At 66.2% G+C, this 22647-nt stretch carries 24 protein-coding genes and 1 tRNA gene; 14 read left to right on the top strand and 11 right to left on the bottom strand.

What is annotated here, in order from left to right; all coding sequences use genetic code 11:
• Positions 1-27 precede the first annotated feature (27 nt).
• The 5 genes from ispE (at position 28) to pth (ending at position 3548) form a co-directional block, all read left to right on the top strand.
• Positions 28-900: a 4-(cytidine 5'-diphospho)-2-C-methyl-D-erythritol kinase gene (gene ispE / locus L880_RS0127395; protein WP_027478303.1), complete on the top strand. Its 873-nt coding sequence runs from the start codon at positions 28-30 to the stop codon at positions 898-900.
• 20 nt (positions 901-920) lie between these two features.
• A tRNA-Gln gene (locus L880_RS0127400) sits at positions 921-997 on the top strand.
• Positions 998-1044: 47 nt separating this feature from the next.
• Positions 1045-2019: a ribose-phosphate pyrophosphokinase gene (locus tag L880_RS0127405; protein WP_019576050.1), complete on the top strand. Its 975-nt coding sequence runs from the start codon at positions 1045-1047 to the stop codon at positions 2017-2019.
• A 111-nt stretch (positions 2020-2130) separates the two neighbouring features.
• Positions 2131-2754, top strand: coding sequence for a 50S ribosomal protein L25/general stress protein Ctc (locus L880_RS0127410; protein WP_027478304.1), 624 nt, complete (start codon positions 2131-2133; stop codon positions 2752-2754).
• Positions 2755-2891: 137 nt separating this feature from the next.
• Entirely contained in the window at positions 2892-3548 is a 657-nt protein-coding gene (gene pth / locus L880_RS0127415) for an aminoacyl-tRNA hydrolase (protein WP_027478305.1), read from the top strand.
• On the opposite strand, the gene L880_RS0127420 is transcribed toward pth, so the two are convergent.
• Positions 3539-3796, bottom strand: coding sequence for a YfhL family 4Fe-4S dicluster ferredoxin (locus L880_RS0127420; protein WP_027478306.1), 258 nt, complete (start codon positions 3794-3796; stop codon positions 3539-3541). The genes pth and L880_RS0127420 overlap by 10 nt on opposite strands.
• Positions 3797-4081: 285 nt before the next feature.
• On the opposite strand from L880_RS0127420, the gene L880_RS0127425 reads away from it, so the two are divergent.
• From L880_RS0127425 to L880_RS0127450, 6 genes are all read left to right on the top strand, one after another.
• Positions 4082-5032 carry an ABC transporter permease gene (locus L880_RS0127425; protein WP_027478307.1) on the top strand — a complete coding sequence of 317 codons (951 nt, stop codon included), beginning with the start codon at positions 4082-4084 and terminating at the stop codon, positions 5030-5032.
• Positions 5029-5910: an ABC transporter permease gene (locus tag L880_RS0127430; protein ID WP_027478308.1), complete on the top strand. Its 882-nt coding sequence runs from the start codon at positions 5029-5031 to the stop codon at positions 5908-5910. The genes L880_RS0127425 and L880_RS0127430 overlap by 4 nt, the downstream gene beginning before the upstream one ends.
• A 26-nt stretch (positions 5911-5936) precedes the next feature.
• Entirely contained in the window at positions 5937-6953 is a 1017-nt protein-coding gene (locus L880_RS0127435; RefSeq protein ID WP_027478309.1) for an ABC transporter ATP-binding protein, read from the top strand.
• Positions 6950-7822: an ATP-binding cassette domain-containing protein gene (locus L880_RS0127440; protein ID WP_027478310.1), complete on the top strand. Its 873-nt coding sequence runs from the start codon at positions 6950-6952 to the stop codon at positions 7820-7822. The genes L880_RS0127435 and L880_RS0127440 overlap by 4 nt, the downstream gene beginning before the upstream one ends.
• Positions 7823-7985: 163 nt before the next feature.
• Positions 7986-9473: an ABC transporter substrate-binding protein gene (locus tag L880_RS0127445; RefSeq protein WP_027478311.1), complete on the top strand. Its 1488-nt coding sequence runs from the start codon at positions 7986-7988 to the stop codon at positions 9471-9473.
• Between the two features lie 3 nt (positions 9474-9476).
• The gene (locus L880_RS0127450; protein ID WP_027478312.1) at positions 9477-10901 is read left to right on the top strand and encodes an amidase; all 1425 of its coding nucleotides are present in this window, start codon (positions 9477-9479) and stop codon (positions 10899-10901) included.
• Between the two features lie 13 nt (positions 10902-10914).
• Here the strand turns inward: L880_RS0127450 and L880_RS0127455 are convergent, their stop codons facing one another.
• Positions 10915-11778, bottom strand: a complete 864-nt coding sequence (locus tag L880_RS0127455) for a LysR substrate-binding domain-containing protein (RefSeq protein ID WP_043330818.1) — start codon at positions 11776-11778, stop codon at positions 10915-10917.
• Positions 11779-11891: 113 nt separating this feature from the next.
• Between L880_RS0127455 and L880_RS0127460 the strand changes: the two genes are divergently transcribed.
• On the top strand, positions 11892-12290 hold the full coding sequence (locus L880_RS0127460) for a tautomerase family protein (RefSeq protein ID WP_027478314.1): 399 nt from the start codon (positions 11892-11894) through the stop codon (positions 12288-12290).
• A gap of 38 nt (positions 12291-12328) precedes the next feature.
• Positions 12329-13729 (top strand): tetratricopeptide repeat protein, encoded by a 1401-nt coding sequence (locus L880_RS33800; RefSeq protein ID WP_051443633.1) that lies wholly within the window; start codon positions 12329-12331, stop codon positions 13727-13729.
• Between the two features lie 34 nt (positions 13730-13763).
• Here L880_RS33800 and L880_RS0127470 read toward each other — a convergent pair whose 3' ends face one another.
• From L880_RS0127470 to L880_RS0127505, 8 genes are all read right to left on the bottom strand, one after another.
• Positions 13764-14000, bottom strand: a complete 237-nt coding sequence (locus tag L880_RS0127470; RefSeq protein ID WP_211245364.1) for a hypothetical protein — start codon at positions 13998-14000, stop codon at positions 13764-13766.
• 4 nt (positions 14001-14004) lie between these two features.
• Positions 14005-15024, bottom strand: coding sequence for a hypothetical protein (locus L880_RS0127475; protein ID WP_027478316.1), 1020 nt, complete (start codon positions 15022-15024; stop codon positions 14005-14007).
• 111 nt (positions 15025-15135) lie between these two features.
• The gene (locus tag L880_RS0127480; RefSeq protein WP_027478317.1) at positions 15136-16002 is read right to left on the bottom strand and encodes a DUF429 domain-containing protein; all 867 of its coding nucleotides are present in this window, start codon (positions 16000-16002) and stop codon (positions 15136-15138) included.
• Positions 16003-16004: 2 nt separating this feature from the next.
• Entirely contained in the window at positions 16005-16886 is an 882-nt protein-coding gene (locus L880_RS0127485) for an EamA family transporter (RefSeq protein ID WP_027478318.1), read from the bottom strand.
• Between the two features lie 51 nt (positions 16887-16937).
• A complete protein-coding gene (locus L880_RS0127490; RefSeq protein WP_027478319.1) occupies positions 16938-17360 on the bottom strand; it encodes a BLUF domain-containing protein in 423 nt (140 codons plus the stop codon).
• Positions 17361-17362: 2 nt separating this feature from the next.
• On the bottom strand, positions 17363-18064 hold the full coding sequence (gene folE, locus L880_RS0127495) for a GTP cyclohydrolase I (protein ID WP_019576066.1): 702 nt from the start codon (positions 18062-18064) through the stop codon (positions 17363-17365).
• A 140-nt stretch (positions 18065-18204) separates the two neighbouring features.
• The gene (clsB, locus tag L880_RS0127500; RefSeq protein WP_051443634.1) at positions 18205-19416 is read right to left on the bottom strand and encodes a cardiolipin synthase ClsB; all 1212 of its coding nucleotides are present in this window, start codon (positions 19414-19416) and stop codon (positions 18205-18207) included.
• 2 nt (positions 19417-19418) lie between these two features.
• Positions 19419-20156, bottom strand: a complete 738-nt coding sequence (locus L880_RS0127505; RefSeq protein ID WP_027478321.1) for an endonuclease/exonuclease/phosphatase family protein — start codon at positions 20154-20156, stop codon at positions 19419-19421.
• A 150-nt stretch (positions 20157-20306) separates the two neighbouring features.
• Here L880_RS0127505 and L880_RS0127510 point away from each other — a divergent pair, with 150 nt between their 5' ends.
• A complete protein-coding gene (locus L880_RS0127510; RefSeq protein ID WP_027478322.1) occupies positions 20307-22076 on the top strand; it encodes a response regulator in 1770 nt (589 codons plus the stop codon).
• 30 nt (positions 22077-22106) lie between these two features.
• Here L880_RS0127510 and nudB read toward each other — a convergent pair whose 3' ends face one another.
• The gene (gene nudB / locus L880_RS0127515; RefSeq protein WP_027478323.1) at positions 22107-22568 is read right to left on the bottom strand and encodes a dihydroneopterin triphosphate diphosphatase; all 462 of its coding nucleotides are present in this window, start codon (positions 22566-22568) and stop codon (positions 22107-22109) included.
• Positions 22569-22647 lie beyond the last annotated feature (79 nt).

The raw sequence follows: 22647 nt of genomic DNA on the forward strand, positions 1-22647 counted from the left end.
ACCGCAGCGGGGCCGGATAATGGCTCCATGAAGGCGATTTACGACGTTCCGGCCCCCGCCAAACTCAACCTGTTTCTGCACATCACCGGGCGCCGCCCGGACGGCTACCACCTGCTGCAGTCGGTGTTCATGCTGATCGACTGGTGCGACACCCTGCATTTCGAACGGCGCCCCGATGGCCGCATCGAACGCACCGACCTCACCACCCCCCTGCCCGTCGACGATTTGGCGGTGCGGGCCGCCCGCTTGCTGCAACAGGCCGGCCAGGTTCAGGAGGGGGTGCACATCAGCATCGACAAGCAGATCCCGGCGCAAGCCGGCATGGGCGGCGGCTCCTCCGACGCCGCCTCGACCCTCTTGGCCCTCAACCGGCTCTGGAAGCTCAACTTCAGCACCGAACGCCTGTGCGAACTGGCGATCCGGCTGGGGGCTGATGTGCCGTTCTTCATTCGAGGGCGCAACGCCTGGGTCGAAGGAATTGGTGAGATAATCCGCCCGTTGGAAAATTCTGCGCAGTGCCCGCCGGCACGTTTCATCGTGGTGAAACCTCAGGCCGGACTGGAAACTGCAAAAATTTTTTCGTCGCCTTTGCTGGAGTGGTCAAAAAACGCTGCTACAATCGAAGGCTTCGCTGCCGATCACTACCGGTACGGTAAGAATGACCTGCAGTCAGTTGCTCAGCAACTTTGTCCTGAAGTTTTAGATTCAATCAATTGGCTAAAACAACAGAATTTAGATGCTAGAATGACGGGCTCAGGTAGTGCTGTGTTTTCACACATCACTGACTCAGTAGATCTGAAGGATGCGCCAGGCATCTGGAAGATCCGAGAGTGCAGCAACATGGAAGTTCACCCTTTGCTGGGTTGGGCTTTCAGCGAAAAGTTGTCGGTGGGTGTCTGACTTCAGACATCAACCTGTGTAGGGGAGTCGCCAAGTTGGTTAAGGCACCGGATTTTGATTCCGGCATTCGAGGGTTCGAGTCCTTCCTCCCCTGCCAAATTCTTTGCACGCACAGGCCAATTTCCTTCAGACCGCTGGACGCTCATGCAAGCCACCCCTCCTGATTTCATGGTTTTCACGGGCAACGCCAATCCTGGTCTGGCCGCTGAAATTGCTAAAAACCTCGGCACCACGCTCGGCGCGGCCCATGTGGGTCGTTTCTCCGATGGTGAGGTCACTGTCGAGATCAACCAAAACGTTCGTGCCCGTGATGTGTTCGTGGTTCAGTCCACCTGCGCTCCGACCAACGAAAACCTGATGGAACTGCTCATCATGGTCGACGCACTCAAGCGTGCATCGGCCGAGCGCATCAGTGCCGTGATCCCCTACTTCGGCTACGCCCGCCAGGACCGTCGTCCTCGCTCCACCCGCGTGCCCATCTCCGCCAAGATCGTTGCCAACCTGCTGCAGACCGTGGGCGTGGCCCGCGTGCTGACCATGGATCTGCATGCTGACCAGATCCAGGGTTTCTTCGACATCCCGGTGGACAACATCTACGCCTCGCCCGTTCTGCTGGGCGACCTGCGTCAAAAGAATTACGAAGACCTGATCGTCGTGTCGCCCGATGTGGGTGGCGTGGTGCGTGCACGTGCCCTGGCCAAGCAACTGGGTTGCGATCTGGCCATCATCGACAAGCGCCGGCCCAAGGCCAACGTGAGCGAAGTGATGCACGTGATCGGCGAAATCGAAGGCCGCAACTGCGTGATCATGGACGACATGATCGACACCGCCGGCACCCTGGTGAAGGCCGCCGAAGTTCTGAAGGAACGTGGCGCCAAGAAGGTGTATGCCTATTGCACCCACCCGATCTTCTCGGGCCCGGCCATCGAACGCATCTCCAAGGGCTCGGCCCTGGATGAAGTCGTGGTCACCAACACCATTCCCTTGAGCGATGCCGCCAAGGAATGCAGCAAGATCCGCCAACTCTCCGTGGCTCCGCTGATCGCAGAAACGATCCAGCGCATTGCACGCGGTGAGTCGGTGATGAGCCTGTTCTCCGATCAAGACGGTCAGAACTGAAACTGAACGTCCCGGTCGATAGAACACACAGAGGGCTGACGGCAGCATGCCGCCAGCCCATTTTCAAATCAGGGTCGCACTGGTCGCGGTCGACCCCATCAGGAGTTCACTATGAAATTCGTCGCTTTTGAGCGCGCCAAGCAGGGTACGGGTGCGAGCCGCCGTCTGCGCATCACGGGCCGCACGCCCGGTATCGTCTACGGTGGTGAGGGCAAGGAACCCCAGCTGATCGAGCTGGACCACAACGCTCTGTGGCATGCCCTGAAGAAGGAAGCCTTCCACGCCTCCATCCTGGACATGGAACTGAACGGCCAAGAAGGCAAGGTTCTGCTGCGTGACGTGCAATACCACCCGTTCAAACAACTGGTTCTGCACATCGACTTCCAACGCGTCGATGCCAAGACCCGTCTGTCGATGAAGGTGCCTCTGCACTACAGCGGCGAAGAAGAATCCGCAGCTGTGAAGGCCGACAAGTGCCTGATCAACCACGTTGTGACCGAACTCGAAGTTGCCTGCCTGCCGGCCGACCTGCCTGAGTTCATCGCCGTGGATCTGAAGGACCTGAAGAAGGGCGTGTCCCTGCACCTGAACGACATCCAATTGCCCAAGGGCGTGACCGCTGTCACCCACGGCAAGAAGAACCCGGTTCTGGTGTCGGTCGTGGCCCCGGTGGAAGAAGTCATCGCTCCGGTGGCTGCCGCTCCTGCTGCTCCCGCCAAGAAGGGCAAGAAGTAATCTCAGGCCCGGCCTGTTTTCAACTTCCCCCCCTGGATGGCAGGCCTTCAAGCCTGCCCTTCCTGCAAAACGGCTCACCTCGGTGGGCCGTTTTGCATGGAGCCCCTCGCATCACACCCCGCAGATAATCTCACCCCATGATCAAGCTGTTTGTAGGCCTGGGCAATCCCGGCACCGAATACGAAGCCACCCGCCACAACGCCGGCTTTTGGTGGATTGACGAACTGGCACGCACCCTGAAGGTCAGCCTGACGCCCGACAAGGCCTACCAGGCCAAGGTGGCACGGGCCAATGTCAATGGCCAGACGATCTGGCTGCTGGAGCCGCAGACCTTCATGAACCTGTCGGGCCGCTCGGTCTCTGCGCTGGCGCGCTTCTACAAGATCCAGCCCGAGGAAATCCTGGTGGTGCACGACGAGCTCGACGTGGTGCCCGGCGAAGCCAAGCTCAAACTCGGCGGCAGCCACGCCGGCCACAATGGGCTGCGTGACATCCATGCCCAGTTGGGCTCAGACCGCTACTGGCGGCTGCGCCTGGGCATCGGGCACCCTGGCGTGAAATCAGAGGTGGTGAACTGGGTGCTCAAGAAACCCGCACCCGAACAACGCGAAGCCATCGAGACCTGCATCGAGCGCACGCTGAAGGCCGCCCCGGCCCTCATGGAAGGGCAGATGGAGAAGGCCACGCTGCTGATCCACACCAGCAAGCCGCCTCGCCCCAAGCCGCCCAAGCCAGCCCCAAAAACGCCTGACACGCCGGCCACGCCGGCCACGCCGGCCGATCCTCAGGCCTGAGCCGCAGCCTGCAGACGCAGGTACTTCTGCATCAGGGTCTCGCGGTTCTCCACGTGCTGCGGGTTCACCGGGATGCAGGCCACCGGGCACACCTGCACACACTGGGGCTCGTCAAAGTGCCCCACGCACTCGGTGCACTTGGCGGGGTTGATCTCATAGATCTCTGGCCCCAGAAAAATGGCCTGGTTGGGGCATTCGGGCTCGCACACATCGCAGTTGATGCATTCATCGGTGATCATCAGTGCCATGCGCACTCCTTGGCACATCGCGCAGACGGCTGTTTCAACGGTAGACAGGGCTTGCAAAGCATAGTCTCCATTATCCCGCGATCGTCCCGGCCACTCTGCGGCCGCAGGCATTCACCGATCCGCCGGGGACGATACCGTCCGGTTAAGTGAACACTCCATTCATTTGTCGCTTTTCTGCGGCACTCCGCCAGCGCGACAACCGGAGGCGGCAGTTTCCGATATGCTGATCTGCTTTCACGGAAACAACCCCAACGCCATGGCCCTGCCCTGGCAGCCCAGCGGCCCATGAGTCTGTTCCTGTTCAAACGCTTTCTGACCTTTCTGGCCACTCTGGTCGGCGCGTCCGTCGTCATCTTCACCGTGCTGGAGGTCCTGCCGGGCAATGCGGCGCAGATGCTGATGGGGCCGGACGCCGCACCCGAAGCCGTGGCAGCCCTGACCACCCAACTGGGGCTCGACCAACCCGCGCTCACGCGCTACGGGCACTGGGTGAGCGGCATGCTGCAGGGCGATCTGGGCAACAGCTATACCTACAGCACCCCCGTGCTCGAGCTGGTGCTGGAGCGGCTGGCCCTGACCGTGCCCCTGGCGCTGCTGGCCATGCTGATCACCACGGTGATCGCCTTGCTGGCCGGCCTGTACGCGGCCTCACACCACAACAAGGCCGGCGATGTGGGGGTGATGAGCCTGGCCCAGATCGGTATCGCCATCCCCAACTTCTGGTTTGCCATCCTGCTGATCCTGCTGTTCTCGGTGCACCTCAAATGGTTCTCGGCCGGCGGGTTTCCGGGCTGGGAAGACGAACCCCTGGAGGCCCTCAAGTCGCTGCTGCTGCCGGCCATCTCGCTGGCCGTGGTGCAGGCCGCCATCCTGGCGCGCATCACGCGCTCGGCCGTGCTGGAGGTGATGCGCGAAGACTTTGTGCGCACCGCCCGGGCCAAGGGCCTGAGCCGGCGCGCCACGCTGTGGCGCCATGTGCTGCGCAACGCCCTGATCCCGGTGATCACCGTGATGGGCCTGCAGTTTGCCAACCTGCTGGCCGGCACCATCGTGGTCGAGAACGTGTTCTTCCTGCCCGGCCTGGGGCGCCTGATCTTCCAGTCGATTGCCAACCGTGACCTGATCGTCGTGCGCAACTGCGTGATGTTGTTGGCCAGCATGGTGGTGGTGGTGAACTTTGTGGTCGACCTGCTGTATGCCGTGATCGACCCCCGCGTGAAAGCCAGCGACATATGAGCCCGCAGCCCCATCCGGCCCTGTCCGCAGCCGCCGTCACCCCTCCCGGATTTGTGAAGCGGGCCGCCCGCCACCCCAGCTTTGTGCTGGGCGGCGTGTTGACCGCGCTGCTGATCCTGGCGGCCGCCCTGTCCTATGCCTGGACGCCCTGGTCGCCTTATGAGGTCGACCTCAGCCTCAAGTTGCAGGGCCCGTCGTGGCAGCACTGGCTGGGCACCGACACCTTCGGGCGCGATGTGGCCTCGCTGCTGCTGGTGGGCGCCCGCAGCTCGATCGCGGTGGGCCTGATCGCGGTGGGCATCGGCATCGGCCTGGGCACGGCCCTGGGCCTGCTGGCCTCGGCGCGCCGCGGCTGGACCGAAGAGCTGGTGATGCGCCTGGCTGATTTCACCTTCGCGTTTCCGGCCATCCTGTCGGCCATCATGCTGACGGCGGTGTTCGGTGCCGGCATGGTCAACTCCATCATCGCCATCGGCATCTTCAACATCCCCACCTTCGCCCGCGTCACCCGCGCCTCGGCCAATGCGGTCTGGTCACGCGAGTTCGTGCTGGCCGCCCGTGCCTGCGGCCGCAGCACCTGGCAGATCACCCGCGACCACGTGCTGCCCAACATCGTGTCGGTGCTGGTCGTGCAGGCCACCATCCAGTTCGCCCTGGCCATCCTGGCCGAGGCCGCCCTGTCCTACCTGGGGCTGGGCACCCAGCCACCGCAGCCCTCCTGGGGCCGCATGCTCAGCGAGGCGCAGAGCATGCTCTTCCAGGCGCCGCTGCTGGCGGTGTTCCCAGGCCTGGCCATCGCGCTGGCCGTGCTGGGCCTGAACCTGCTCGGCGACGGCCTGCGTGACCTGCTCGACCCCCGCCTGGCGCGCAAACGCTGATCCACCCGCTCCACCTGCAAGCACCGATGGCCCTGCTCGACGTTCAAGACCTCCACATCCGGCTGCAAACCCCACGGGGCCCGGCCGACGCCGTGCGCGGGCTCAGCTTCTCGCTCGACAAAGGCGATGCCCTGGGCCTGATCGGCGAATCAGGCTGCGGCAAGTCGCTCACCGTGATGGCCTTGATGGGCCTGCTGCCCGAAAGCGCCCAGGTGCGCGGCAGCATCCGCTTTGAAGGCCAGGAGCTGGTGGGCATGGACGAACACCAGCTGTGCCGCCTGCGCGGCGACCGCCTGGCCATGATCTTCCAGGAGCCCATGACGGCACTCAACCCGGTGCACACCATTGGCCACCAGGTGGCCGAGCCCCTGCGCCTGCACCGCGGCATGGGTGCCAGCGCAGCACGCTCCGAAGCCATCGCCCTGCTCGACCGGGTGGGCATCCCGAACGCAGCCCAGCGCGTGGACGCCTACCCCCACCAGTTCTCGGGCGGCCAACGCCAGCGCATCACCATCGCCATGGCCCTGGCCTGCAACCCCGATCTGCTGATCGCCGACGAGCCCACCACCGCCCTCGATGTCACGGTGCAACGCCAGATCCTGGACCTGATCAACGAACTGGTGGACGAGCGCGGCATGGCCTTGATGCTGATCTCGCACGACCTGGGCGTGATCGCCAACAACGTCGACCGCATGCTGGTGATGTATGGCGGTAGCGTGGTCGAAAGCGGCCCGACCGAGGCCGTCTTCGCCCGCATGGCCCACCCTTACACGCGCGGCCTGTTCGCCGCCCGACCCCGCCTGGGCCCGCGCCCCCCCGGGCCGCGCCCGGCGCTGGCCACCATCGCCGGCACCGTGCCTGAGCTGGTCGACCTGCCCGCCGGCTGCGCCTTTGCCGGCCGCTGCGCCCTGAGCACAGCGCAATGCGAGCAGCAACGCCCTGTCGCGCGCCAGGTCGGCAGCCCCGAAGCAGCGGATGAACTGCCCCCCCACCTGGTGAGCTGCTGGCACAGCCCCGAACTGCCCGCAGAGGCCCAGGCATGAGCACACAGCCCCCCCTCCAGAAGGCAAACCAGCCCCCCTTGCTGCGCGTGCAGCACCTGGTGCGCGAATACACCCTGCCCCGCGAAAGCCTGTGGCGCCCACCGGCCAGCGTGAAAGCGCTGCAGGGCGTGAGCTTCGAGATCCAGGCCGGCCGCAGCCTGGGCATCGTGGGCGAGTCCGGCTCGGGCAAATCCACCCTGGCCCGCCTGGTGATGGCACTGGACCAGCCCACCGCGGGCTCGGTCGAGCTGGAAGGCCAGAACCTGCACACGCTGACGCCTGCCGCGCTGCGCCAGGCCCGCCAGCATTTCCAGATGGTGTTCCAGGACCCCTACGGCTCGCTCGACCCGCGCCAGACGGTGGAGCGCATCGTCACCGAACCCCTGTACGGCCTGCGTGTGGCCACCGGTGTCAGCCGTGAACAGGCCCGGCAGCAAGCCGGCGAGGTGCTGCGTGAGGTGGGCCTGCGCCCCACCGACCTCGACAAATACCCGCACGAGTTCTCGGGCGGCCAGCGCCAGCGCATCGCCATCGCCCGGGCCCTGATCACACGCCCGCGCCTGATCGTGGCCGACGAGCCCGTCAGCGCGCTCGATGTGTCGGTGCAGGCCCAGGTACTGAACCTGATGCAAGAGCTGCAGACCCACCATGGCATCACCTACATGCTGATCAGCCACGATCTGGCCGTGGTCAACCACCTGTGTGACGACGTGGCCGTGCTGTTCAAGGGGCAGATCGTCGAGCAGGGCGCGCCCGATGTGCTGTTCAGCGCCGCCACCCACCCCTACACCCAGACCCTGCTGCAGGCCGTTCCGCAGGCCCGGCCCGGGCAGCGCCAACGCAAGCCGCGCCGGGTCGATGCGGCATGACAGCCGATATGACGATGCCGCATATCGCCGCCCGGCGGCAGGCTTCTACAATGAAATTTCGATCGGCCCATCCGCCAGCGCCTGTCCCCCCGGGGACGCTGGTGTCTGGGTGTGATCCCAGTCCATTCCCGGCTTTTTCTGGCTTTTTCTGGAGCATGACCCCATGATCAACCGCCGCACCGTCCTGAGCTCTGGCGCCCTGGCCGCCCTGAGCGCAAGCACCTCCCTGGAAGCCCTGGCCCAAAGCCGCAAAGATTCGGTGGTGCTGGGCATGACCCTGGAGCCGCCAGGCCTGGACCCCACCGCCGGCGCCGCCTCGGCGATTGCCGAAGTGGTGCAGTACAACATCTTCGAGACCCTCACCAAGATCAATGCCGACGGCAGCGTCACCCCCCTGCTGGCCGAAAGCTGGGAGGTGTCGCCCGACCTGAAGACCTACACCTTCAAGCTGCGCAAAGGTGTGAAGTTCCAGAACGGCGAGCCCTTCAATGCCGCCGCCGTCAAGTTCTCGTTCGACCGCGCTGGCGGCGACAAGAGCACCAACAAGGACAAGCGCACCTTTGCCGAAATGAGCACCCAGGTGGTGGACGACAGCACGGTGGTGGTGCTGCGCAAGGAGATCGATCCCGACTTCCTGTTCGTGCTGGGCCAGGCCACGGCCATCATCGTCGAGCCCAAGAGCGTCGACACCAACGCCACCAAGCCCATCGGCACCGGCCCTTACAAGCTCGATGCCTGGAACAAGGGCGCCAGCGTGGTGCTGGGCAAATGGGACGGCTACCGCAATGCGGCCGCCATCAAGATCAAGAAGGCCACCTTCCGCTTCATCGGCGACCCGGCGGCCCAGGTGGCGGCCTTGCTGGCCGGCGATGTGGATGGCTTCCAGCGCGTCACCCCCCGGGGCGTGCCGCAGTTCAAGGGCAACCCGCAGTTCCAGGTCATCGTGGCGGGCTCGCGGGCCAAGACCATCCTGGCCATCAACAACAAGAAAAAGCCGCTCGATGATGTGCGCGTGCGCCGTGCCATCGCCGCCGCCATCGACCGCAAGGCCGTGATCGAAGGCGCCGTGGACGGCTACGGCGTGCCCATCGGCAGCCACTACGTGCCCGGCGCCCTGGGCTATGTCGACACCACCGGCATCAACCCCTTCAACCCCGAGAAGGCCAAGGCCCTGCTCAAAGAGGCCGGCGTCACCACGCCACTCGAGCTGAACCTGCTGCTGCCCCCCGTGCCCTACGCGCGCCAGGGCGGTGAGGTGATCACCTCGCAACTGGCCAAGATCGGCATCGTGGCCAAGACGCAGAACGTGGAATGGGCGCAGTGGCTCAGCGGCGTCTACACCAACAAGAACTACGACCTGACCATCATCTCGCACGTCGAACCCTTCGACCTGGCCAACTTCGCCAAGCCGGGCTACTACTGGAACTACGAGTCGCCCAAGTTCAACGAGCTGTTCAAGAAGATCAACAACACCCCGCGCGAGGCCGACCGGGCCAAGCTGCTGGGCGAGGCGCAGAAGCTGCTGGCCGAAGACTCGGTGCACGCCTTCCTGTTCCAGCCGCAATGGATCACGATCGGCCACAAGAACCTCAAGGGCCTGTGGAAAGACATGCCGGTCTTCGTCAACGACCTCTCTGCCCTGTCCTGGTAAACCATGCCCACTGCCGACCTTGCTGGCCAGCCGCTGCACAGCCTTGAAGCCCACACCCTGATCGCGGCCTACCGGCAGCGAACCCTGTCACCGGTGGAGGTGACCGAGGCCGTGATCCGCCAGATCGAGCGCTGGGAGCCCGCCCTGTGCGCCACCTGGCTGTACCGGCCCGAAGCCGCCCTGGCCCAGGCCCGCGCGGCCGAGGCGCGCTGGCTCAAGGGCCAGCCCCTGGGCCTGCTTGACGGTGTGCCGGCCACCCTCAAGGACAACATCGCCACCGAGGGCGACCCCACCCCCCTGGGCAGCGCCGCGGTCAGCCTGAGCCCGGCGGCGGCCGATGCGCCCCCTGCGGCCCGCATGAAGGAAGCCGGGGCGGTGATCGTCAGCAAGACCACCATGCCCGACTACGGCATGCTGTCCTCGGGCCTGTCCACCTTCCATGCCCTGGCGCGCAACCCCTGGGACCTGAGCAAGGGCCCGGGCGGCTCCAGCGCCGGCGCCGGTGCCGCCGCGGCCGCCGGCTACGGCCCGCTGCACATCGGCACCGACATCGGCGGCTCGATCCGGCTGCCCGCCAGTTGGTGCGGCATCTTCGGCCTCAAGCCCAGCCTGGGCCGCATCCCCATCGACCCGCCCTACACCGGCCGCGCCGCCGGCCCCATGACGCGCAGCGTGGCTGACGCCGCGCTGATGATGCAGGTGCTGTCGCAGCCCGACGCCCGCGACAGCATGAGCCTGCCCTGGCAGGACATCGCCTGGTCGCAGTTCGACACCGGGGTCGACGCCTTGCGCGGCCTGCGCATCGGCCTGCTGCTGGACGCTGGTTGCGGCCTGCCGGTCGAGCCCGAAGTACGGGCCGCCGTCGAACGTGCTGCGGCCCTGCTGGCCCAGGCCGGTGCCCACATCGAGCCCCTGCAGCCCTTCATGACCCAGGCCATGCTCGAGGGCATGGACCACTACTGGCGCATGCGCTCGCACATCGACCTGTCGGCCCTGCCGCCGGCCCAGGCCGACAAGGTGCTGCCCTACATCCGCCGATGGGCCGACAGTGCTGCCGGCCTGAGCGGGGTCGAGGTCTTCAACGCCAGCCACCAGTTCCACCAGACCCGGCTGGCCAGCGTGAAGGCCTGCAGCACCTTCGACTACGTGATCTCGCCCACCGCGCCCATGCCGGCCTTCCCGGCCGAACTGCCCTCGCCCACCGACGACCCCCTGCATGGGCTGGAGCACATCGGCTTCACCGTGCCCTTCAACATGTCAGAGCAGCCCGCCGCCTCGATCAACTGCGGCTACACCCGCGCCGGCCTGCCCATCGGCCTGCAGATCGCCGGCGCCCGTTTTGACGACCTCGGCGTGCTGCGCGTGGCCCGCGCCTTCGAGCTGATCCGCGACCCGCAACGCCCCTGGCCGGAACCGCCGAAAGCATGAGGCCCCGTTGGGTTCAGGCCAGATCGGCGACCAGCAACGAGCGAGCCTGGGTCACGAACGCGCTTTCCCCGGCGCGGGCCGGCAACACCCGGAATTCGGCCTGAGGCAAAACGGGCAGGCCATGGGGTTCGGGCACTGGCGCGATGCCGACACCTTGGGCTGACTCATTCAGGCATGCGATGCCCAGGCCTGCAGCCAGCGCCGACTGCAGACCTGCCACGCCCGAGGCCTGATGAACCAGCACAAAAGGCACGCGCCGTCGCTGCAACAAGCCCACCGTGAATTGATGCAGTGAGCAGGTGTCGGGCAGTGCCAACAAGCGCCAAGGCTCGCCCGTCGGAGGTCGCCACCCCGATGCCGCCAGCCATCGCAAAGGCTCACGTTTGAGCAATTGGCCAGGCCGTCCACCCGATGCACCCACGACGCGCAAGGTCAGCCCCACATCCAATTCACCGGCGGCATAAGCCGCCTCGATCAACCCGCTCTTGAGCACAGACACCTGCAGGCTCACCCGGGGGTAGCGGGCCTGCATGCGCGCCAACAGAAGGGTCAACTCAGACGGGCGGAAATAGTCCGTCACCCCCACCCGCAACTGTCCAGCCAGAGGTACCCCCTTCAAATCTCTGTAGGCCTCATCGTTGAGCGCCAACAGTTGCCGAGCCCAGCCCATCAGGCGTTGCCCTTGAGGTGTCAGCACCACCCCGGACTTGGAGCGCAGCAACAGGGAGTGCCCCGCCAGCTCTTCCAGCTTGCGCAACTGCTCGCTCACCGCAGACTGGGACAGAAAGACCCGCGGGGCGCCGGCAGTCACGCTGCCAGCCTCCACCACGGCCACCAAAGTGCGCAGTTGATCCAGGGGAAACACAGGTGTGGCCATCGCATCTATCCAACGGTTTATCAAATGGGTTCCAACATTATTTCCTGCTTTTCCGAATATTCACAAAAAACCAGAATAGAGCCCTGTCCAACCCTTGAGCCGAGAAGATCACCATGCCTCATATCGTCATCCACCTGTCTGGCCAGCCCGATCCCGTGTTGGCTCGCCAGGTAAGCCAAGCGCTCACCGAGCTGACCCACCGACACCTGGGCAAAGTGAAAGCGGTGATGGCCACCACAGTGCAATTCATTGGGACTGACAGCTGGTTCATTGGCCAGCAAAGCCTTGCTGACCTGGATCAGAACGCCTACCACGTGGACATCAGCGTCACCGACGAAACCAATACCAAGGCGGAAAAAGCCCGTTTTCTGAAGGAGGTCCACGCCTTCATGGGCCAGTTGTTGCCACGCCTGCACGAGATCAGTTACTGCCACGTGATCGATGCCCGCGCGGCGGCCTATGGCTACGGCGGGCACACACAAGAATGGCGGCATCAGCAAGCAGGAGTCTGAGGCCGGCACGCGGGCACCGAGGCGGGCACAATCGGTTCATGCCTACCTTCCACCTTGCTTCATCCGATGCGCGGCCCACCACCGACAGCCTGGGCAACCCGGTCACCCTGAGCGACCCGGCCAGCCTGGGGCCGCTGAATGACTTTGTCGAAGGCTTCATCGCCTGCGAGGCGCGCTGTGTGAACGTGCTGCAGGCGGTGCAGGACGACAGCCCGCTGGTGCAGGCTTATGCGGCGGCACTGCACATGTTTGCCGAGACGGGCGACGCACCGGCCCAGGCCCGGCCCTTCATCGAGCGGGCCGAGGCGCAGGCGCCGGGCGCCACCGAGCGCGAGCAGCGCTTCGTGGCCGCGGTGGCGGCCTGGGTGCAGGGGGATCTGGCCCGCGCCGTGGCCCTGCATGAGGAACAGGCGCGCCTGTTCCCGCGCGATCTGGCCTCGCTCAAGCTGGGGCAATACCACCTGTTCAACCAGGGGCAGTCGCCCGGCATGCTGCGGCTGGCGCTGGCCGCCCTGCCCCACGCGGCCGATGTGCCCCACCTGCATGGCATGGCGGCCTTTGCCTGGGAGCAATGCCATCTGCTGCGCCAGGCCGAGGCCGCCGCACGCACGGCCCTGCGCCTGAGCCCCAAAGAGCCCTGGGCGCAGCATGCGCTGGCCCACGTGATGCTGACCGAAGGGCGTCTGGAGGAAGGGCGTGGCTTCATGCGCGAGGCCAGCGCCAGCTGGGTGGGGCTGAACTCCTTCATGCAGACCCACAACTGGTGGCACCTGGCCTTGTTCGAACTGGAGCGAGGCGACTTCGACGAGGCTTTGCACCTGTTTGACGAGCAGGTCTGGGGCGTGGTGAAGGACTACAGCCAGGACCAGATCAACGCCATTTCGCTGCTGGCACGGCTGGAGCTGGCCGGCGTCGATGTGGGCCCACGCTGGCAGGACTTGGGGCAGCATCTGCTGCGGCGCCAGCCCGACCACGTGCTGCCTTTTCTCGATCTGCAATACCTGTACGGCCTGGCCCGCGCGGGCCACCTGGGCGAGGCCCGGGCCCGACTGCAGGCCTTGCACCACCATGCGGAGCAGGCCACCGGCCCGCTGCGCCCCGCCTGGCAGCAGGTGGCGGTGCATGCCGCCGAGGCCCTGCTGGCCCATGCCGAGGGCCGATACGAGCGCAGCGCCCAGGGGCTGGGACAGGCGCTACCGCGCCTGAGTGAAATCGGTGGCAGCCATGCGCAGCGCGATCTGTTTGCGCAGATCCACCTGGAGGCGCTGTTGCAATCAGGCCAGTGGGTGGGCGCCCAGAACCTGCTGCAACCGCTGTGCAATCAGCAGCCCGAATCGCGACGCCTGGCGGCCTTGGCACGCCGGCTCTACCAGGACCTGGGCCTGGATCTGGGCCTGGAGGAAGTGGGCGCATCGGTGGGCGCCTCGGTAGACGCTTGAACAGGCGGTTCAGGGGTCGCTGAACCGCACTGACTCACATCGGCAGCAGCCTGGGGGGCAGCTTGCGGCAGTCGGCGTCCAGAAACGGCCCGCCTTGCTGCACCCAGCCCGCCCCGGGTGAGGCTTGGGCGCAGACCTCCTTGCCGTCGAGCTTGCTGCGCCACACAAACCAGGGGGCGGGGCCGGCCTGGGCCAGGCTGGCGAGCAGGCAGGCCGCCAGGCCGATCCCCAGGAACAGCGGGCCTGACAGCGGAGATCGCAGCCTGTTCATGCCTTCACTCGACCAGGTAATGCCCGGGCAGCAGATGAACCGCCTGCCTCAGGTGTTGAAGAATGCTCTCGTGCTCGCGGGGTGTCAGCATGCGGGCCCCGAAAGGGGTATCGACCGTGGACAGGCGCTCGGCCTCCAGCACACGCAGGCCGCGCGCCACATCCTGCACCACCCGCACCGGCACCTGCATGTTGCCGCTCTGATACATCAAGGTCTCGGGGCTGCTCAGGTGCATGGCGTAGTCGGGCCCGGTGATGCGCCCATCGGGCTGCAGCGTGGGTTGGACAGAATGGGGGCCGTCGTTCTCAATGGCCTGGGATCTGACCCGGTAGGCCTCGTCGCCGAAATCCGGCGCCACCATGGTCAGCTTGTAGCCACAGCGTTCGCACTGGTAGTGATCGGTGCCGGCGTCACGCAGCATGAAGCGCAAGCTGTCGTCGCGGCAATGCGGGCAGGGTCGGCGCTGAGCCACATCGGCCAGGGCATCGGGCAAGGGCCTGGGCGTCGGCGCCATGGCAGCGGGTTGAGTCGGGGTCTGCGGGGCCAGGCTTTGGCTCACCCGCGCCAGAGGCTGCAGGGCGAAGGGGTCTTCCAGCCCGGGCAGCGCAGATCGGGCTGCCGCCACGGCGGACAGGCCAGCGGCCGCCGCCTCATCGGGCTTCTGATCGGCCGGTGGCGGGGCACGGTCAGGCGTCAGATCCAGCTCGGGTGAACCATGGCTGGGCGTGATGCGCACCCGCACGCCCCAGCCCACAGGTTTGCGGAAAAACCCGATGCGGCAAGCCACCCAGGGCAAGCCATCCTGGGCCAGCGCCTGGGCAAACGCCTGTGCCGCGGACTGCACCCGCGCCGTGGTGCCCTGCTCGGCCCCCTCCTCGGAGCGGCGCAGCCGACACACCAGCGCAGGCCCATCGTGGCCCATGCAAAGCTCGCCGTCGGTCCAGCCCTCGGGCCGATCCGCGATGGCGGCCTGCGCCAGGACCTTCAGCAGGGGCTGATAAGACGAGTATCGGGTCGATTTCATGGTGTTGTTCTCCCACCGCGAGGCCGGCTCAGGCCTGCGGGGTGAAGCACAGTGATGTGGCAAGTGTAGCGAGGGCCCCTGGCGGGTGTCGATGCGCCGGTCGCGTGCGGCTCAGCCAGGCCAGGCCGCACTGACGATCCAACCCTCCAGCGGGTCCAGGCCAGGCGGCAAGCCATACAGCGGGTCCCCTGCGGCATGACGGCGCTGTGCCCAGGCCGCCTGCAGCAGGCACAGCACGGCATCCAGGCTGTCGCCGCTGGCATCGTCCACCAGGGTGTCGCGCTGGGCGTGGCTGAGCTTGAGGCTCAGCCCCAGTCGGGTCTGCCCCTGCTCCAGCGCGGTGATCAGGTCTTTGCGCGCAATCAGGCGCTCGGGCGTCTGCTTGACCGGGTCGTCGCTCTTGTACGAGCGTTTGCCCAGCACCTCGCGGGCCAGCAGGCCGGGATAGGCCTCCAGCGCCACCCGGGCGGGTGCGCCGGCACGGGCCGTGGGCTGCCACAGGCCCGGCAGTTGCACCCCGGCGGCCAGCAAGGGGGGCACGCCCGCATGCATCATGTAGGCCACCGGCGGGTTGACCCATTTCATCGACGGGCTGGACCCGGCCGGCCCGTCCGTGGCCCGGTGGGCGAACTTGCCCCCCACGGGGCGGGCATCACAAAAGGCCGCGAATTCGGCCCGGATCTGTTCACGCGACAGGCTGGCATAGTGCGCCATGCAGGCCGCCCAGTCGGTGGGCCAGCCCAGGGTGCTCACCAGTTCGCGCGGCAGCCCGAAAGGCAGGTCAAAGCCGCCCACCCACTCACGGGGCTCGGCCAGCCAGGCGGCGTAGGCCTCCAGCGTCTGCAGGCGCTCCAGGCGGCTCAGCACCACCCGGCCGGCACGCTCATGGCCCAGGGCCAGCAGCACCGGCTTGCGCCGCGTCGGTCGGCTGCTGAAGTCGCAGCCCAGCAGCAGCATCGGGGCGTCAGGATTCGCCATGGTCAGCCCAGCCCCAGCAAGACCACGCCGGCGGCGATCAGCACAGCCCCGCCCACGCGGGCCAGGCGATCGCCCTCGCCCAGCAGGTGCCCGCCGATCAATGCGGCAAACAGCATCGAGACCTCACGCGCCGGCGCCACATGCGACAGCGGAGCGCTCTGCATCGCGTACAACACCAACACATAAGAGATCGGGCTGATGCTGGCCACCAGCAGGGCATGCTTCCATTGCAGGCGCCACAGTCGGGCGGCCTCGGGCCGGTCCCGCCACACCTGGGGGGCCAGAGCGGCCACCCGCACGAAGTTGCCCATGTAATCGATCAGCACGGGCGACATCAGCATCACCTTGACGGCATAGCCGTCGACCACGGTGTAGCTGGCGATGAAGGCGCCGGTGAGCAGGCCGTAGACCAGGCCCAGGCGCACCCGCGTCTGGTGCTCGGCACTGCGGCCAGCCCGCCACAGGCCTGGCCCGCCGGCCACCAGGAACACCCCCAGCACCACGCCCAGCAGGCCCAGTCCGCTGGAGGCCGTCAACTGCTCGCCCAGCAGCAGCAAGGCCACGGCAGAGGACAGCAAAGGCCCGGAGCCCCGCGCCAGCGGGTACACCACGGTGAGGTCGGCACGCTGGTAGCCCCGCAGCAGGGTGACGTAATAGACCACATGCAGCAGCCCGCTGAGGGTGACCAGCCCCCACTCGGCGGCCCCCCAGCCATTGACCACGCCCCAGCCCATCCACAGACCGGCCGGCGCCCACACCCCCATCATCAGGAAAGAGGTGAAGAAGGCGAAGCGGGAATCACCCCCGGCCCGCTTGGCCGCGATGTTCCAAAGGGCATGGATGAGGCCGGCCAGCATGACCAGCGAAAAAGACAGAGGACTCATGAGGCCGGCCCGGCGCTGCGAAAGCGCCGAAGGCGAGACGCGGGACCGTGTTCAGGCCCGGCCGATGATGGAAGCGGTGGCCATCAACTCTTCGAGCAGGGCCAGGGAGACGCGACCGGACACCGCATAGGGATCCAGCTCGGGACGCTCGGAGTACTTGAGCAGGATCGAGGTGTTGAGCTTGGACAGGTTCACCAGGCCCATGGTCCAACCGCCGAAATGGCGCTCGGAGATTTCTTCGTAGACCAGCAGTTCGACCTGGCTGTGCCGGGTGTCACGCAGGATGTGACCGTAGAGTTCATTGACGGCGGAACGACCACCCTCGATGGCCTGCAGAAAAATGCCGCCGCCGTAGCACAGCACCCCTGTGATGCCGCAGCCCGGGTTGTGTTGGCGCGACTGGGCCAGGATGGCATCGATCGCGGCCGGCGAATTGTCAACCACGCGGCTGGCGTAGAGCAGACGAACAAGCATGGTCAGTCCTTGCGAGGAATCAGGGAGAGGAATTCACGGCGCAGCGCGGAATCCTTGAGGAACACGCCACGCATCACCGAGTTGATCATTTTGCTGTCCATTTCGCGCACGCCACGCCAGGACATGCAGAAATGGCTGGCCTCCATCACGATGGCCAGGCCATCGGGCTGGGTCTTCTCCTGGATCAGGTCGGCCAGTTGCACCACGGCTTCTTCCTGGATCTGGGGGCGCCCCATCACCCAATCGACCAGTCGGGCGTACTTGGACAGGCCGATCACATTGGTGTGTTCGTTGGGCATCACACCGATCCAGATGCGGCCCATGACCGGGCAGAAATGGTGGCTGCAGGCGCTGCGCACCGTGATCGGGCCGACGATCATCAGCTCGTTGAGGTGTTCCGCATTGGGGAACTCGGTGATCGGCGGGGCCGCCACGTAGCGGCCCTTGAACACCTCGTTCAGGTACATCTTGGCCACCCGGCGGGCGGTGTTGTTGGTGTTGTGGTCCCGCTCGGTGTCGATCACCAGGCTGTCGAGCACGCCTTGCATCTTGTGCTCGACTTCGTCGAGCAGCTTCTCGAGTTCACCGGGCTGGATGAACTCGGCGATGTTGTCGTTGGCGTTGAAACGCTTGCGCGCTGCGGCCAGGCGCTCACGGATTTTCAGCGAGACGGGGGTGCCCTCGTCCGGGTTGATTGGGTTCATTGCGGCTTGTACTCTGTCCAAACAGCCAAGGATGGTAACAGCGATTGAATTTTGGGGTTTATAGGCCGATAGCCACTGCGGAACAAGGGTTTCACGCTACACAATAAGTAGCAATGAAGCCCTGTTGAACGGATCTGTGCTCAATAGCGGTAGCCGGTCAGCCACAAGGCCAGCCGCATCAGGCCGAAGGCCACCCGGTCCAGCACCCGCAAATGCCAGGATCGCCGCGCCAGCAGTTCGGGCTGCACCGGGCGCCCGGCCTGCCGCATGGCGGCGTGCAAGGCACTGCGCAGGCCAGCGGCGAACTCGCGGTCGTCGATGACCACATTGGCCTCGCGGGCCAGCAACAGGCTCAGGGGATCGAGGTTGGACGAGCCCACCGTGCTCCAGCAGCCGTCCACCACCGCCACCTTGGCATGCAGAAAGCTGGGCTCGTACTCGTGGATCTCCACGCCCGCGGCAAGCAAGGGGCCGTACACCGGACGGGCCGCGTGGTGCTGCATGAAGCTTTCATAGCGCCCTTGCAGCAGCAACTGCACCCGCACGCCGCGCTGCGCCGCCATCACCAGGGCGCGGCGCAGCTTGCGCCCGGGCAGGAAGTACGCGTTCGCAATCAGCACCTCCTCGCGCGCGGCCCCGATGGCCCGCAAATAAGCCTTTTCGATGCGCGCCCGATGCCGCAGGTTGTCGCGCAGCACCAAGGCGGCGCGCAGGCCCTGGGGCCCGTTTCGCAGGGTGCCAGAGGCTGGTGCCGGCAGCGCCTGACGCCAGTCCTCCAGGGCCCGCGGCAGGCGCCGCGACCGGATGGCCTGCGCCGCTTCCAGCCGCCACCACAGGCGCGACATGGTGTCCATGGCCTCGGCCACCACCGGGCCGGACAGACTCACGGCCAGATCAAAGCGCGGCTGCCGCAGCACCCCATGGTGCGGGTCGTACCAGTCATCCAACACATTGATGCCGCCGCAGAACAGACGCTCGCCATCCAGCACGCACAGTTTGCGGTGCAGGCGGCGCCAGCGGTTGGGGATCAGCAGACCGCCCGGCCCCAGGGGTGAAAAGACCCGCCACTGCACGCCCGCAGCCTGCCAGCGCTGCCGCCAGAGCGTGGGAATCGTATCGGTGCCCACACCATCCACCACCACGCGCACCGACACGCCACGCAGTGCCGCCCGCGCCAGGGCCTGGGCCACGTCCTGCGCGCTGCCGGTGAAATCAAAGATGTAGGTCTCCAGCCAGATGCTGTGGCGCGCCGCATCCATGCCGGCGATCAGGGCCGGAAAGAACTCGGTGCTGCCCTGCAGCAACTCCACCTCGTGGCCGGCGCGGTAACTCAAGCCATGGGCCCGCGGCATGGCTAGAACCTGAAATCGGTGATCAAGGGCAGGTGGTCGGACATGCGTGCCCAGGCCCGCCCATGGGGCACTTCGGCACGGATCGGAGCCAGGCCGCGGGCGTAGATGTGATCCAGCTGCGCCAGGGGCAGGCGCGACGGGAAGGTGGGGTGGCGTGTGGCCTCGAACTCGATCAGGCCGTCGTGGCGCAGGGTGCGGCTCAGCGAGCCGCCAAACTCATTGAAGTCACCCGCCACGATCAAGGGCTCGCTGACCCGCACTTCACGGGCGATGAAGCGGCGCAGCTGATCCACCTGCCGCACCCGACTGCCTGGTATCAGGCCCAGGTGCACCACGATCACATGCACCGGCCGATCCGCCACCCGGATCTCCACATGCAGCAGGCCGCGCTGCTCGAAACGGTGGTCGGACATGTCCTCGTGCTGGTGGTTGACCACGGGCCAGCGCGTGAGCAGGGCGTTGCCGTGCTCGCCATGGCGGGTGACGGCATTGGTTCGGTAGACCGCTTCATAGCCCTCGGGGGCCAGGTACTCGGCCTGGGGCATGGCCGGCCAACGTGCGAAGTGGCTCTGCTCACGGCGATGCACCTTGCGCACCTCCTGCAGGCACACCACATCGGCGTCCAGCTGCTCCACACCGTGGCCGATGTCATGAATCTCCAGCCGGCGCGTCGGCCCCATGCCGCGCACGCCTTTGTGGATGTTCCAGGTGGCCACCCGAAAAACGCCGTCTTTGTCCATGCCGGAATTGTGGCCCATCCCTTGGCAGGCGCGTGCCGCCTGAAACAGACACGGACTAGGTAAATTTTCTGATTTCGGGGCGGAACACCCGCTCTAAACTATCTTCAGGCAAAAATCGGTGCCTGGTCAGTACTACAACGAACACAACACATGGCAACAGCCCCCCAACGCGACATTGCCGATTGCCTGGCCCTGGTGATCGACAGCAATGCCACTTCGCGCAGCATCCTGGCTGGCCAGTTGCGCGACTATGGCGTGGGCAAGGTGGTGCAATGCAGCCGGGTGCGGGATGCACGCAACCGGTTGGAGCACACGGTGTTCGATTTTGTGCTGTGCGAGCAGTACTTCGACGAAACCAACGAATCCGGCCAGACCCTGCTCGATGACCTGCGCCGGGCCCACCTGCTGCCCTTCTCGACCGTGTTCTTCATGGTGACGGCCGAGGCGTCCTACGCTTCGGTGGCCGAAGCCGCCGAATCGGCCCTGGACGGTTACCTGCTCAAACCTTTCACCCCGGTGGCCCTGTTCGACCGACTCAGCCTGGCGCGCCTGCGCAAGGTGCACCTGATGCCGATCTTCAGCGCCATTGAAGACGAGAACTTCGAGCTGGCCGCGAGCCTGTGCGTGCAGCGCTTCGAGGCGCAGCAGCCCTACTGGCTGTACGCCGCCCGAATCGGCACCGAATTGCTGCTGCGTCTGGGGCGCCACGACGAAGCCCGCACCCTGTTCGAGGCCGTGATCGCCGCCCGTGCCCTGCCCTGGGCCAAGCTGGGCGTGGCCCGGGCCCAGGTCGAATCCGGCCAGGCCACCCGCGCCATCACCACCTTGATGGGCCTGATCGGCGAGGACGCCAGCTACACCGACGCCTACGACGTGCTCGGGCGCGCCCAGGTCGAGGTGGGCAATTTTGCCGAGGCCCTGGAGACCTACCGCACCGCCAGTACCCTGACACCCGACTCGGTCGGGCGGCAGCAGAAGTTCGGCATGATGGCTTTCTACATGGGCGACCGCGTCACGGCCACCAAGGCCCTGGCCCGGGCCACCATCCTGGGCATCGACTCCAAGCTGTTCGACTTCCAGTCCATCGTGCTGCTGGCCTTTGCCTATTTTGCGGACAACGACCGCAAAGGCATGGAGCGCTGCATGGCCGACTGCGCCCGCATTCTGGAGCGGCACCCCGACAGCCCCCGCGTGCGCCGCTTCGCCGAAGTGACCGGCGCGCTGCAGCAGATCCTGCAAAGGCAGTTTGCCCGCGCGGTGGAGATGGTGCGCAACATGGCCGCCCAATTGACCGATGTCGATTTTGATTTCGAGGCCTCCTGCAACCTGGCAGGCCTGCTGTCGGTGCTGGCCCACACCTCGATCGACCTGTCCGAAGGCAGCGGCTGGATCAAGCAACTGGGCATGCGCTACGCCAACACCCGGGGCCTGAGTGAATTGATGGCCAACGCCTGCCACCTGCACCCGCCCTATGCCGACATGATCCGCGAGTGCCTGCAGGAGATCAACGGCACAGCCGAGCGCGCCATGGGCCTGAGCCTGTCGGGCGACCCGGCCGGGGCCGTGCGCAGTCTGCTGCAACACAGCGAAGCCACCCTGAACGTCAAGCTGCTGGACATGTCGCAGCAGGTGCTGTTGCGCCACCAGGCCCGCATTGCGCAAGCCGAGCCGCTGCAGCAGCAGATCGATGCGCTGCGGGGCCGCTGCGGCACCACGCCGGCCCGGGCCGTGCTGGGCCAGGACAGCGAGCGCCAGCCCGGTGGCGTCACCTTGCGGCTGCGCAAGCGGGCCGAAGCCAAGGCCCAGGCAGCGGAGAAGCTCCGGGTTGCCGCACCGCCCGCAGAGGCAGCGCCCCAAGCTGCGGCTGAATCAAAAGCAGAGTCCGGGCTGGACGCGCTGCGCCTGCGGCCGGGTCGCTGAGGCACTGAGGCACTGAGGCGCGGGCAGCATTCACGCCAGGAAGCGCGGCAGCATCAGGCAAGCCTCTGCATTCGAGGCCGAAAAGCACCGATCCGCCGCCTCCAGCCAGGGCAGCCACTGGCTGGCCGTGTGTTCACGGGGGCTCAGGCGCACGGGCAGAGGACGGGGTACGGTCAGGCCGAACACGCGCTCGCGATTGCGCCGCACACCGGGTGCGTAGCGATGCTGCCACTCGGGCCAGATGTCATAGACGTTCTCCAGCCCCCAATCCAGCAGGCGATGCCCCGGCGCCAGGGCGTCGATGCCGGTCTCCTCCATCACCTCGCGCACCGCGGTGTCGAGCCAGCTTTCATCGACATGGTCCTTGCTGCCGGTGACGGATTGCCAATGCTCGCCAGCATCGGCGCGACGGATCAGCAGCACCTGGCGGTCGGGCGTGTGGATCAGCACCAGCACCGACTCGGGAATCTTGTAGGCGCGCGGCTCGGACATGGGGCTCTCCGGGGCAAGAAAAAAAGCGGCCAGAGCTTGCGCCGTGGCCGCTTCGGTCCTGATCGCCCCAGGGGGCCGA

Origin of the sequence: Curvibacter gracilis ATCC BAA-807 (assembly GCF_000518645.1) — a bacterium.
GTDB classification, from domain to species: domain Bacteria; phylum Pseudomonadota; class Gammaproteobacteria; order Burkholderiales; family Burkholderiaceae_C; genus Curvibacter; species Curvibacter gracilis.